Origin of the sequence: Micromonospora sp. CPCC 205561 (assembly GCF_036906775.1) — a bacterium.
Taxonomy (GTDB): domain Bacteria; phylum Actinomycetota; class Actinomycetes; order Mycobacteriales; family Micromonosporaceae; genus Micromonospora.
The window spans coordinates 76759-88917 of the sequence record NZ_JBAKHV010000019.1 but is presented as its reverse complement, the minus strand read 5'-3'; the positions used below and the strand labels follow the sequence as shown (position 1 = coordinate 88917).

Here is a 12159-nt window from a genome sequence, read left to right as displayed (position 1 = left end):
GGGCCGTCCGCCGCGCCGGCGCAGCCGCCGGCCGCCCCGGGTCCCGGCTGGCCCCCGGCGCCAGCCGCCCAGGGCCACCCGCAGGGCGCCGGGCCGGGGCAGCCGTACCCCGCCGGTCCCGTCCAGCGGGGTGCCGCGCCGGCGTCCCGGGGGCGTTGGCTGACGGTCACCGCGCTCGTGCTCGCCGGCCTGCTGGCCGTGGTGAGCGGCGTACAGGCCTTCCAGCTCCACCGGCTCTCCGACCGCCTGGGCCAGACCGAGGGCAGGCTCGCGGCGGGGCAGGCCGCCGACGGCACCCGCCTCGACGGCCTGGAATCCCGGGCGGGGGCGCTGGAGAAGCAGGCGGGCGCCGCGTTCAACCCGGAGGCCGTGGCCAGCGCGGTGCTGCCCAGCGTGTTCCGGGTGCGGGCCGGCAACTCCACCGGCACCGCCTTCGCGATCGGCAAGCCGGCCGCCGGCGGCGGGACGAACCTGTTCACCAACTTCCACGTGGTGGACGCGCTCTGGCAGACCGGTGAGCGGGAGGTCTTCCTGGAGCGCACCGACCAGCGCTTCCCGGCCACCATCGTCCGGGTCGACGAGGCGAACGACGTCGCCCACCTGCGCACCAACGGCAAGTTCACCGGCCTGGTCGCCGCGCCCGCCGCGGTCAAGTCCGGGCAGCAGATCGTGGTCGTCGGCGCGCCGCTCGGCCTGGAGGACAGCGTCACGACCGGCGTGGTGAGCGCCTTCCGCGAGGCCGGCGGCGGCGAGGGCCCCGTCATCCAGTTCGACGCCCCGATCAATCCCGGCAACTCGGGCGGCCCGGTCATCAACGGCAGCAAGCAGGTCGTCGGCATCGCCACCGCGAAGGCCCGCGACGCGGAGGGGATCGGCCTCGCCGTGCCGATCAAGGTCGCCTGCGGCGGCTTCAAGATCTGCTGACCCCGTCAGCCGACCCGCACCCCCTCGGCCCGGGGCATGCCGCCCGGGCCAGCACACGTGGAGGAAGAACGACATGTCCCAGCCACCGTCCGGGCCGGAGGGCTACCCGCCGTACCCGCCGGCCGCTCCCGGCCAGCCGCCGGCGGGCGGCGTCCCGCACGGCACCACGTACGGCAGCCCCCGCCAGTACGCGGCGGAGCAGCAGGCGCCGCAGCAGTACACCCCGGAGCAGTACGGCCAGGCCCAGCCCGGCGGGTACCCGCAGTCCGCGCCGCCGGCGTCGCCCGGCTACGCCGCCGCGCCCCACCCGGGGCAGGTCTCCGTCCCGCCCGCCGGCGGCCCGGCGTTCGGGCAGCCGATGTCCGTGCCCCCGGCCTCGGGGCCGGGCTACGGGCAGCCGATGTCCGCCCCGCCCGGCTCCGTACCGCCCTTCGGCGCCCCCTCGTCGGGTGGCGCCGGCAGGAGCCACAAGGTGTTGATCCTGGCCGTGGTGGCCGGGCTGCTCTTCGTCCTGGGCGGGGTGATGACCGGCCTGTTCGTCTCGACCAGCAGCGAGCTGGACCGGACCGAGAAGAAGATGGCCAGCGAGATCAGCCAGCGCGACGGCACGATCTCGGCGAACGGCAAGGAGATCGAGAAGCTCAAGGTCGACCTCCAGACGGTCCGGGACAAGCTGGGCAGCACCGAGCAGGACCTCACCGGCACCCGCAACGACCGCGACGAGCAGGCCCGGCAGAAGAAGGTCATCGCCACCTGCCTGGACAAGCTGACCACCGCCCTCGCCGCGGCGGCGAACGGCAACAAGGCGGCCTACGACAGGGCCATCCAGGGCATGGACAAGGTCTGCAACGAGGCCGAGAAGTATCTGTGAGATGACCCGCCGCGGGGTCAGGCCGCGCCGGCGGGGCGACGCTCCGGCAGCGCGGTCACCCCGGGCGGGGGCAACCCGGCGGTCGAGGCCAGCAGCGCGCACCAGCCGAGCAGGTGCGGGCCGAGGTCGTCGTCGACCGGCGTCCAGGAGGCACGGATCTCGATGTCGCCGGTCGCGGGCGGCCCGGCCAGGTCACCGAAGCGGGTCGACATGGTCTGGGTGATGGTGCCGCCGATGGCCCGGTGGGCGGCGTGCTGCGCGTCCAGGGCGTCGGTCAGCCACGTCCAGCCCACTCCCGGCAGCAGCGGGTCGGCGGCCAGGTCGACCTCCATCTCCGCGGTCACGTAGCTGACCAGCCGCAGGGTGCCCTGCCACGCCTCGTGACCGGCCGGGTCGTGCAGCAGGATCAGCCGCCCCGACGCCACGTCGTCGCCGCCGCGCAGGACGGTGGCGGAGAGCGCGAACGCGTAGGGGGCGAGTCGCTGCGGCGCGCCGACCTCCTCCAGCACGATCTCCGACCGGGGCACCGCGGACCGCAGCCCGGCGACCGCGCGGGCGAAGGTCTCCGGGAGCGCGATCGGGGGGTGCATGCCGGCAGCCTATGCCGCGCCTCGGCCGGCCGTCCGCGAGGCGCGCCGATGCCCGGCCACACCGAAGCGCCGCGCCGCCCGTGACGGTGGCCCGGTCAGCCCGCCCGCCGGGCCGACGGGGTCACAAAAGGCGGCGCTGCCCGCTGCCGCCCGCCCTCCGCGTGGCACGATTGCCGCGATGACCACCACCACGACGGGCGCCGACGCCCGAGACGAAGACCCCCGCCCCGGCGGACCGGCCGACTCGCCCTTCGTCCGGGCCTGCCGGCGCCTGCCCGGCCCGCACACCCCCGTCTGGTTCATGCGCCAGGCCGGCCGGTCGCTGCCGGAGTACCGCGAGATCCGGGCCAACGTGGCGATGCTGGAGTCCTGCCGACGCCCGGAGCTGGTAACCGAGATCACCCTCCAGCCGGTGCGCCGGCACGGGGTCGACGCCGCGATCCTGTTCAGCGACATCGTGGTGCCGGTCGCCGCCGCCGGGGTGGACCTGGACATCGTGCCCGGCACCGGCCCGGTGGTCGCCGAGCCCGTACGTACCCTGCCGGACGTGGAACGGATCCGCCCGATCACCCGCGACGACGTCTCCTACGTGGACGAGGCGGTCCGGATGCTCGTCGCCGAGCTGGGCGACACCCCGCTGATCGGCTTCGCCGGCGCGCCCTTCACCCTGGCCAGCTACCTGGTCGAGGGCGGCCCGTCGCGTACCCACGCGAAGACCAAGGCGATGATGTACGGCCAGCCGGAGCTCTGGCACGCGCTCTGCGCCCGGCTGGCCGAGGTGACGCTGGCGTTCCTGCGCGTCCAGGTGGCCGCCGGGGTGTCGGCGGTGCAGCTCTTCGACTCCTGGGCCGGCGCGCTTTCGGAGGCCGACTACCGCCGCTTCGTGCTGCCGCACTCGGCGGGCGTGCTGGCCGGGTTGGCCGACGCGGGCGTACCCAGGATCCACTTCGGGGTGGGCACCGCCGAACTGCTCGGCGCGATGGGCGAGGCCGGCGCCGACGTGGTCGGCGTCGACTGGCGTACGCCGCTGGACGTGGCGACCGGGCGGATCGGGCCGGAGCGGGCGGTGCAGGGCAACCTCGACCCGTGCGCGCTGCTCGCGCCGTGGCCGGTGGTCGAGGCCGAGGTGCGGCGGATCCTGGAGCAGGGCCGCGCCGCGCCCGGACACGTGTTCAACCTGGGGCACGGTGTGCTGCCGGAGACCGACCCCGAGGTGCTGACCCGGGTGGTGGCCCTGGTGCACGAGCTCTCCACCCAGCCGGCCGAACGGGGCTGAGCGACGTGTCGGCGCCGTGGCGGGTGGCGGTGGTCGGCGGCGGGATCGCCGGGCTGGCCGCCGCGGTCCGGTTGCGCGACCGCGCCCCCGCCGACACCGAGATCACGGTGTACGAGCAGTCCGGCGCGCTCGGCGGCAAGCTGCGCACGGGCGAGCTGGCCGGTTCGACGGTGGAGTTCGGCGCCGAGTCGTTCCTGATGCGGGACCCGGCCGGGGGCGAGTCCGCCGCCGTCGCCCTGGTCCGCCGGCTCGGCCTCGGCGAGCGGATCGTGCACCCCACCGTCGGGCAGGCCGCGCTCGTCGTCGACGGCGGGCTGCGCCCGATCCCGGGCGGCACGCTGGTGGGCGTACCCGGGGACCTGGAGCGGGTGGCCACGGTCGCGCGCCCGGCGGCGGACGCCGACGTCGACGCCGGCCGTCCGGTGCTCGGCGCGGACGAGGACGTCTCCGTCGGCGCGCTGGTCCGGGCCCGCTTCGGCGACGAGGTGGCCGACCGGCTGGTCGACCCGATGCTCGGCGGCGTCTACGCGGGCCGGGCCGACGACCTCTCCCTGGTCACGACCATGCCCGCGCTGGCCCGGGCCGCCCGGGTCGAGCACACTTTGGTGGGCGCGGTGCGCGCCGCGCAGGCCGCGGCCCCCCGCGCGCCCGGCACGCCGGTCTTCGGCACCCTGGCCGGCGGGCTCGGCACCCTGGTCGAGGCCGCGGCGCGGGCCAGCGGGGCGACGCTCCGACCCGGCGCGGCGGTCCGCGAGCTGACCCCGGCCGGGGCCGGGTGGCGGCTGACCGTCGGCCCCACCCGGGATCCGGAGCTGGTCGACGTGGACGCCGTGGTGCTGGCCGTGCCGGCCCGCCCGGCGGCCCGGCTGCTCGCCGGCTGCGCCCCGGAGGCGGCCGAGGGCGTCGGCGGGCTGGACTACGCCAGCGTCGCGCTCGTCACCCTCGCGCTGCCCGCCCCGGAGCTGCCGGAGCTCTCCGGCTTCCTGGTGCCGAGCACCGAGGGCCTGCTGGTCAAGGCGTCGACCTTCTTCACCACCAAGTGGGGCCACCTGCGCCGGACCGACGGGCTGGCGCTGGTCCGCGCCTCCGTGGGCCGCTACGGCGAGGAACGGCAGGTGCAGCGCACCGACGAGGACCTGGCCGCCACCGTGCACCGGGAGCTGTCGGCGGTGCTCGGCGTGCCGCTGCCCGCGCCGGTCGCCGGCCACGTGCAGCGCTGGGGCGGGTCGTTGCCGCAGTACACGCCGGGGCACTCCGGTCGGGTGGCCGCCGCGCGCGCGGCCCTGCGGGCGGGCCACCCGACGCTGGTCCTGGCCGGCGCCGGGTACGACGGCGTCGGCATCCCGGTCTGCGTCCGCTCCGGCGAGACGGCGGCCGAGGAGATCATCACAGCACTGGGAGGATCGGGGACATGACCGAGCAGACCAACGCGGCCCGGCTGCGGGAACTCAACGACAGCATCCGCTACACCATGTGGTCGGTGTACCGGGCTACGAGCCCGCTGCCGTCGCTGCGCGAGAACGTCACCGGCGAGGTCGAGGCCCTCTTCGCGGAGCTGGCCGGCAAGGACGTGGTCGTCCGGGGCACGTACGACGTCTCGGGGCTGCGCGCCGACGCCGACCTGATGATCTGGTGGCACTCCGCCTCCAGCGACGCCCTCCAGGACGCGTACCTGCGGTTCCGCCGCACCACGCTGGGCCGGGCGCTCACCCCGGTCTGGTCGCAGATGGCCCTGCACCGGCCGGCGGAGTTCAACAAGAGCCACATCCCGGCGTTCCTGGCCGGCGAGGAGGCGCGGCCGTATCTCTGCGTCTACCCGTTTGTCCGCTCCTACGAGTGGTACCTGCTGCCGGACGCCGAGCGGCGCGAGCTGCTCGCCGAGCACGGCAGGATGGCCCGCGGCTACCCGGACGTACGCGCCAACACGGTGGCCTCGTTCGCGCTCGGCGACTACGAGTGGATGCTCGCGTTCGAGGCCGACGAGCTGCACCGGATCGTCGACCTGATGCGCGACCTGCGGGCCTCCGGTGCCCGTCGGCACGTCCGGGAGGAGATCCCGTTCTACACCGGTCGCCGCCGCTCGGTCGCCGACGTCGTGAACTGCCTGGTCTGACGCGCGCCGCCGCCGGTGTGCCGGCCGGGGCCGCGCCCCGGAGGGAGTGGGACGCGGCCCCGGCCGGGGTTCCGGTCGGCCTCAGACGACGGTGGTGCAGGTGGGCACGGGCGCGGTGTTGCTGGCGCCCGACGAGCCGACGAAGCCGAACGTGGTGCTCGCCCCGGCGCCGAGCGAACCGTTGTGGGCGACGTTGCGCGCGGTGACCCGCGTGCCGCTGGTGGTGACGGTGGCGTTCCACGCCGAGTTGATCCGCTGACCGTCGGCGTAGGTCCAGGTCACCGACCAGCCCTTGATCGCTCCGCCGCCGGCGGTCACCTGCACCTCACCCTGGAATCCGCCGTTCCACTGCCCGGTGACCCGGTAGGTCGCGGTGCACGCCCCGGCCGGCGGCGGCGTGCCGGGCGGCGGGGTGGTCGGCGGCGGGGTGCTGGGCGGGGGAGTGACGGGCGGCGTCGTCGGCGGCGGGTTGCCCGGCCCGCCGGAGAAGTCGACGTCGCTGCACAGGTAGTACGACTGGTCCAGGTGGCTGGCCTGCCAGATGGTGTAGACGACGTGCCGACCGGTCCGCCCCGGCGCGGCGGCCGGGATCTCGATGGAGACGCCGTTGGCCTCCTGCCTCCACTCGGACGCCGGGGTGTTGCCGATCTGGCCGACCAGTTCCAGGTCGTCCCAGCCCAGCGGCTCGGTGAGCGCGTCGAAGCCCTGCCTCGTCACGTACACCCGGATGTAGTCGGCGCCGTGACTGGCCTGGTCGTGCAGGCGGACCCGGAAGTTGCTGGCGACCGGGGCGGTCCGCCAGGCGCCGACGGCGTCGAGGGCGTTGTAGCGCCCGCCCTCGGTCCGGCCGCCGGAGCAGAGCTGCCCGTCGGGGATGGCCGCCCGGTGGTCGCCGGCGACACCCTCGCGGAACAGGCCGTTCCAGTTCCACATGGCGTTCGGGTTGGCCTGCCAGGCCTGCCAGCACATCGGGTCCTCGGTGGCCATCCGGGGATTCTGGAAGTCGCCGCCCCAGCGCTGCCAGCAGCCGTAGTTACGCGACGCCGGATCCACCACGGAGCCGTGCGCCGACACCGGGTTGGCCAACGCGGTGGTCAGGACCAGTACGGCGGTGGCCGCGACGGCGGGCAGCCACAGCAGGCGGGATGATCGAAGTTGGGTGGACATGGAGCCCCCCGGGGGAGAGGTCGGACGACGACGCCCGGACGACCGGGAGTTGCCCCTCCCGTGCGCGCTGCGTGGCTCTCGCGACGGCTCTGCCCGGAGGCTGCCACATCTATCGCCTCTGGTCAATGCCCTCCCGGCGCATCGGGGTGTGCGGGATGCCGTCCTCGACGTAGTCGGCGCCGCTGACGGCGAAGCCGAGCCGGGCGTAGAAGTCCACCAGGTGGGACTGGGCCTCCAGCACGCAGGGCCGGTCGCCGACCGCCGCCAGGGCCGCCGCCATCAGCCGTCCGGCGTGCCCGGCGCCGCGCGCGTGCGGTGCCGCCACCACCCGCCCGATCCGCGCCACCCCGCCCGGGTCGGCGAGGATCCGCAGGTACGCCAGCGGCGCGCCGGACCCGTCCTCGACCCAGAGGTGCCGGGTGCCGGGCTCGACGTCCCGCCCGTCGAGTTCGGGGTAGGGGCACGCCTGCTCGACCACGAAGACGTCGATGCGCAGGCGGAGCAGGTCGTGGAAGGTGCGGGCGTCCAGGTCGGCGAACGGGGCGTCGCGCACCCCGGGGATGTGTGGCACCCGGCGATGGTAGATCCTGCCCCGCCCGGTTCAGGCCGGGCGGGCGCCGACCGCGTCGCGGATCTCCGCGCCCCGGGCGCCCTCCTCGGCGCGGGCGCAGTGCGCGCAGCAGAAGAACCGGCCGGACACCTCCACCCCGTGTCCGAGGATCTTGACCTGGCAGTGCTCGCAGATCGGCGCCAGCCGGTGCGCGGCGCACTCGAAGCAGTCGAAGGTGTGCACGTCGCCACTGACGGTTCGCACCTCGAACGCCATCCAGTAGTCGTTACCGCAGACCTCGCACGTTGCCACGACGGAACCCCCCAAACAGGACGTGTTTGCCCAAGCCTGCGGCACCGGCCGGGGCGGGGGTGGGCGAAACGGCCCGGGTCGCACCGCCGGGGCGGCGTGTCGCACCCGGCGTGTCGGACGTTGTACCTGGTGACTCGCGCCGCGACCCCCGAGGAGGACCACAGATGATCAAACGTAACCGGCTCTTCGGCAACCAGATCCGGGTCACCTTCAGCCTGCCCCGGGACACCCCGCCCGGGGCGGTCAGCGTGGTCGGCTGCTTCAACGGCTGGGAGCCGGGGCGGCACGAGCTGGTGCCGCGCCGCGACGGGACCCGTACGGTCACGGTGCGCCTCGGCCCGGGGGAGTACCGCTTCCGCTACCTCGCCACCGGCGGGCTGTGGCTGGACGACGAGTCGGCCGACCGGGTCGACGAGCGGGGCTGCCTGCTGCTGCTCTGACCCGTCACCCTGCGTGCGGGTTCGTCGATGGTTTTGTCGACAGGAGTCTTTACTGTTAATAAGGTTTAATTTACTTTGGAGGGCACCTCACCAGGTTGAATCCGAAGGAGCTGCCGCCATGCGTCGAAGAGTCACCATCCCGCTCATGGCCACGGGTGCCGTTCTCTCCACACTCACCGTCGCGGCCCCCGCCCAGGCCCACGGCTACGTCTCCGGGCCGCCGAGCCGTCAGGCGCTCTGCGCCCAGGGGCGGGTTCCGGACTGCGGGCAGATCAGGTACGAGCCGCAGAGCGTCGAGGGGCCGAAGGGGCTGCGCAGCTGCCACGCGGGGATCGCGCAGTTCGCCGTCCTGAACGACGACAGCCGGGGCTGGCCCGCCACCTCCGTCGGCAGCTCCGTCACCTTCACCTGGACCAACACCGCCCGGCACGCCACCAGCAACTGGGAGTACTTCATCGGCGGCACCCGGGTGGCCGTCTTCAACGGCGGCGGGCAGCAGCCCGGGGCCACCGTCTCGCACACGGTCAACCTGGGCGGCTACCCGGGGCGGCAGAAGGTCCTCGCCGTGTGGAACGTCGCGGACACCGCCAACGCGTTCTACTCCTGCGTGGACCTCCAGGTCGGCGGGGGCGGCGACCCGTCGCCCACCCCGAGCCCGACGCGGCCGGCACCGTCGCCGACCCCGACCGCCGCCCCGACCACCCCGCCCGCGCCGGGCGGCAGCTGGACGGCGGGCCGGGCCTACCAGGCCGGCGACGAGGTCACCTACGGCGGGCGGACGTACCGCTGCCGGCAGGCGCACACCGCGATCCCCGGCTGGGAACCGCCGCACGTGCCCGCGCTCTGGACGCAGGTCTGACCGGACGGGTGCGGCCCGCCTCCCGGCGTCCGCCGCACCCGTCACCCCTTCCCGGATCGGAGTACGCCATGCGACGGCTGCCCACGGTCGCCCTGCTCGCCGCCCTGCTGATCGCCCCCGGCTGCGCCGCGCGGACCGCCCCGGCGTCGCCCGCCCCCGCGCCGCCGAAGGTGACCGCGACCAGCGGGACCGAGATGAACGGACTGGACGTGGTCTTCCTGGCCACGCTGGCGGCACACACCGAGCAGACGCTGGAGATGGTGCGGCTCAGCCGCGACCGGGTGACCGACCGGAAGCTGCGCACCCTCGTCGCCGCCATCGAGGTCACCGAGACCGACGAACTCGCCACGATGCGCGGCTGGCTGCGGGACGCCGGACCGGCCGCCGCCGAGGCTGCCCGCCGGCACGACCACGGAGACCACGGCACCGGCGCCGAGGACCTGGCCCGCCTGCGGACCGCCCCGGGTGGCGAGGTCGACCGCGTCCTGCTCGCCCTGCTCGCCCCGCACCAGGACGCGGCGGCCGACCTGGCCCGGGCGCACCAGACGGTCGGCGCCGACCCGCGCGTACGCGACTTCGCCGGCCGCGTCGAGCGCTCGCGTACGGCCGAGGTCTCGCTGATGGCCGGGCTGGCGCCGGGCGGGCGGGCCTGACCCCCGGGGCGCCGCCGCCGGTCGCGGGCCGGCCCCCGGAGATCCGCCGCCGCCGCCGCCGTCGTCGGAGCCGGGGCTCAGGCGTCGGCGCGCGGCTCCAGCCGGATGGAGACGGAGTTGACGCAGTGCCGGGTGTCCTTCGGGGTGAAACCCTCGCCCCGGAAGACGTGACCCAGGTGGCTGTCGCACCGGGCGCAGCGGATCTCGGTGCGGCTCATTCCCAGGCTGCGGTCCTCGATCTCCTTGACCGCGCCGGGGATCGCGTCGTCGAAGCTGGGCCACCCGCAGTGCGAGTCGAACTTCGTGTCGCTGGGGTAGAGCTGCGCGCCGCAGGCCCGGCAGTGGTAGGTGCCGGGCGTCTTGGTGTCGACGTACTCGCCGGTCCACGGGCGCTCGGTGCCGGCCTCCCGCAGCACCCGGAACTCCTCCGGGCTGAGCCGGACCCGCCACTCTTCCTCGGTACGGGGCAGTTCAGTCTCCACGGTCATGCCTCCAGAGCCACTCACGGATTCGGGTGAAAGTACCCGCACTGAACAGGAACAGGCCCCGCGGCCTGGGAATTCCGGTACGCGGGCGCGGCCGTCAGCCGTCGAGGCGGTCGGCGGCGGGGGATCCAGAGTCCTCTCCCGTGCCGTCCTGGCCGACGTCCCGGCGAACCTCGTCGCAGGCGCGGCCATCTTCGTCACCGCGTCGTCGGAGTCCTCCCGCCCAGGCTGGGCCCGCTCGTCACCTCGGCCGGTTCCGGCGCGTGCGGGAACGACCGTACTCGGCGAGGGCGTGAAAAGCGGCCTTGGGCGTCCACGAGCCGTCCGGCAGCACCCGCACGATCCCACGTGCGGCCAGGTCGTAGTCGTGCCCAGGATCGCCGGTGGTCGGCAGGTGCCGATTCGCGAAGGTGTACACGAACGCCGCCTCCACCCCGCCGGCCTCGTAGTCGCGCAGCAGGTCGACGACGTAGCGCGCCTGGCCCTCCTCGTCGCGCTCCAGCTCAGCGGTCAACTTCACGGCACGGCCGTGCTCGTCGTACGTCACCGGTTCTGCCCCACCGGCCACGTCGGCCGCGCCACGGAACGTGCAGCAGCCGAACTCGGTCGCGGCGTACGGCCTGCCTTGACCCACCGCCGCCGCCAGGGTCTGCGGGAACGCCGTGGAGTTGGTCGCGTCGCGGTAGCCGGCGTCGCTGGCGATGATGTCGAACGGCGCCCAGTCGACGTCCTCGAGCGGGATCGAGGCGTATCCGACGAGACCACCGAACCGCTCGCGCACTGCGGGTACCGCTTCGGCGAGGAAGTCGCGCACCGCGGCCCGGGCGGCCGGGACCGCCTGCCTCATCCGCATCGGATCGGTGAACAGCGCCATCCGCTCCTCCAGGTCGCGGCCGGGCAGGAAACCGTCGGTGAACATCGAGATCTCGGAACCGGTGAGGTACACGACCGAGGCGCCGTCGCGCCGCAGCCGTTCGGCCCGCTCGGCGCCGTCGAGCACGAACGCCATGAGCCCGTCGCGGTCGAGGCCGTTGGTGAACGGGCAGTACCACACCTCGAGCCCGATCCCGGCCGCCAGCCGCGCGGTCAGCTCCAGCCGGTCCTGGACACCGCCGGTGATGCGGACCGCGTCGCAGTGCAACTCCTCGCGGATGACACGCAGGTCGCTCCGCACGATCTCGGGGTCGAACGGCTCGTGAGTGGTGGATCCGGCGCTCACGAAGCCGGTGTCGTAGTTCATGCCGAAGACGCGCATCAAGAGTTCCTCTCCCTCTTAAGGTACGCCGCGTACCCTATAAGGTACGTCCAGTACCCTACAAGGCATGGTCACGAGGCGCCGGGGCGAGGAGCTGGAACAGGCGATCCTCCAGGCTGCGGCGGACGAACTACGCGAGTCCGGGTACGCGGGGATGACGATGGACCGGGTCGCCGCCCGCGCCGGGACCAACAAAAATGCGATCTACCGCCGCTGGCCGCGTCGGGCGGCCCTGGGCATCGCGGCGTACCGCCACCTCTCCGACGCCGCCATGCCGAACCCCGACACGGGCACCCTGCGAGGCGACGCGCTCCAGATGCTCCGACAGGCCAACGAGACGTGGTCCTCGCCGCACGGAGCAGTCCTGCGCGGTCTGCTCGCCGCCGCAGCCGACGACCCTGAGCTGCTCACCCTCATGCGCGAACGGTCCGGCGCGGACACCATGGACCGCGCCTGGCTCGGGATGCTCGAACGGGCCGCGGCCCGGGGCGAGGCGCCGGCGGCGGCCACCCATCACCGGGTGGCGACGACACCGGTAATGCTTTTACGCGCCGAGTACGCGATGCGCGGTATCCCCTCGGTCCCCGACGAAGTGCTGGTCGAGATCGTGGACGAGGTGTTCCTGCCCCTGGTACGCGGCCGCGGCTGACGCGGGCACCGACCG

15 protein-coding genes are annotated in these 12159 nt (G+C 74.4%); 9 read left to right on the top strand and 6 right to left on the bottom strand.

Annotation, left to right across the window (positions count from 1 at the left end):
- A partial coding sequence (locus tag V6V16_RS13045; RefSeq protein ID WP_334562264.1) for a S1C family serine protease occupies positions 1–924 on the top strand: 924 nt, incomplete at its 5' end.
- 73 nt (positions 925–997) lie between these two features.
- Positions 998–1795, top strand: coding sequence for a hypothetical protein (locus V6V16_RS13040; RefSeq protein WP_334562263.1), 798 nt, complete (start codon positions 998–1000; stop codon positions 1793–1795).
- Between the two features lie 17 nt (positions 1796–1812).
- On the opposite strand, the gene V6V16_RS13035 is transcribed toward V6V16_RS13040, so the two are convergent.
- Positions 1813–2385, bottom strand: coding sequence for a DUF3000 domain-containing protein (locus V6V16_RS13035; RefSeq protein ID WP_334562262.1), 573 nt, complete (start codon positions 2383–2385; stop codon positions 1813–1815).
- A gap of 178 nt (positions 2386–2563) precedes the next feature.
- Here V6V16_RS13035 and hemE point away from each other — a divergent pair, with 178 nt between their 5' ends.
- The 3 genes from hemE to hemQ are packed head-to-tail and all read left to right on the top strand — an operon-like array spanning position 2564 to position 5774.
- On the top strand, positions 2564–3661 hold the full coding sequence (hemE, locus tag V6V16_RS13030; protein ID WP_334562261.1) for a uroporphyrinogen decarboxylase: 1098 nt from the start codon (positions 2564–2566) through the stop codon (positions 3659–3661).
- Positions 3662–3666: 5 nt separating this feature from the next.
- Entirely contained in the window at positions 3667–5076 is a 1410-nt protein-coding gene (gene hemG / locus V6V16_RS13025) for a protoporphyrinogen oxidase (protein ID WP_334562260.1), read from the top strand.
- On the top strand, positions 5073–5774 hold the full coding sequence (hemQ, locus tag V6V16_RS13020) for a hydrogen peroxide-dependent heme synthase (protein WP_334562259.1): 702 nt from the start codon (positions 5073–5075) through the stop codon (positions 5772–5774). Before hemG ends, hemQ begins: the two co-directional genes overlap by 4 nt.
- An 81-nt stretch (positions 5775–5855) precedes the next feature.
- On the opposite strand, the gene V6V16_RS13015 is transcribed toward hemQ, so the two are convergent.
- The 3 genes from V6V16_RS13015 to V6V16_RS13005 form a co-directional block, all read right to left on the bottom strand.
- Positions 5856–6941, bottom strand: coding sequence for a lytic polysaccharide monooxygenase auxiliary activity family 9 protein (locus V6V16_RS13015; protein WP_334562258.1), 1086 nt, complete (start codon positions 6939–6941; stop codon positions 5856–5858).
- Between the two features lie 109 nt (positions 6942–7050).
- On the bottom strand, positions 7051–7512 hold the full coding sequence (locus tag V6V16_RS13010; RefSeq protein WP_334562257.1) for a GNAT family N-acetyltransferase: 462 nt from the start codon (positions 7510–7512) through the stop codon (positions 7051–7053).
- 30 nt (positions 7513–7542) lie between these two features.
- Positions 7543–7803, bottom strand: a complete 261-nt coding sequence (locus tag V6V16_RS13005; RefSeq protein ID WP_334562256.1) for a Prokaryotic metallothionein — start codon at positions 7801–7803, stop codon at positions 7543–7545.
- A gap of 164 nt (positions 7804–7967) precedes the next feature.
- On the opposite strand from V6V16_RS13005, the gene V6V16_RS13000 reads away from it, so the two are divergent.
- From V6V16_RS13000 to V6V16_RS12990, 3 genes are all read left to right on the top strand, one after another.
- A complete protein-coding gene (locus tag V6V16_RS13000; protein WP_334562255.1) occupies positions 7968–8243 on the top strand; it encodes an isoamylase early set domain-containing protein in 276 nt (91 codons plus the stop codon).
- Positions 8244–8361: 118 nt separating this feature from the next.
- A complete protein-coding gene (locus V6V16_RS12995) occupies positions 8362–9102 on the top strand; it encodes a lytic polysaccharide monooxygenase (RefSeq protein ID WP_334562254.1) in 741 nt (246 codons plus the stop codon).
- 68 nt (positions 9103–9170) lie between these two features.
- Complete coding sequence (locus tag V6V16_RS12990) at positions 9171–9755, top strand: DUF305 domain-containing protein (protein WP_334562253.1); 585 nt, start codon at positions 9171–9173, stop codon at positions 9753–9755.
- Between the two features lie 77 nt (positions 9756–9832).
- Here V6V16_RS12990 and msrB read toward each other — a convergent pair whose 3' ends face one another.
- Both msrB and V6V16_RS12980 read right to left on the bottom strand, forming a co-directional pair.
- Complete coding sequence (gene msrB / locus V6V16_RS12985; RefSeq protein ID WP_334562252.1) at positions 9833–10243, bottom strand: peptide-methionine (R)-S-oxide reductase MsrB; 411 nt, start codon at positions 10241–10243, stop codon at positions 9833–9835.
- Between the two features lie 238 nt (positions 10244–10481).
- Positions 10482–11495, bottom strand: coding sequence for a hypothetical protein (locus V6V16_RS12980; protein ID WP_334562251.1), 1014 nt, complete (start codon positions 11493–11495; stop codon positions 10482–10484).
- 67 nt (positions 11496–11562) lie between these two features.
- On the opposite strand from V6V16_RS12980, the gene V6V16_RS12975 reads away from it, so the two are divergent.
- Positions 11563–12144, top strand: a complete 582-nt coding sequence (locus V6V16_RS12975; protein ID WP_334562250.1) for a TetR/AcrR family transcriptional regulator — start codon at positions 11563–11565, stop codon at positions 12142–12144.
- The last annotated feature ends 15 nt before the right edge of the window (positions 12145–12159 follow it).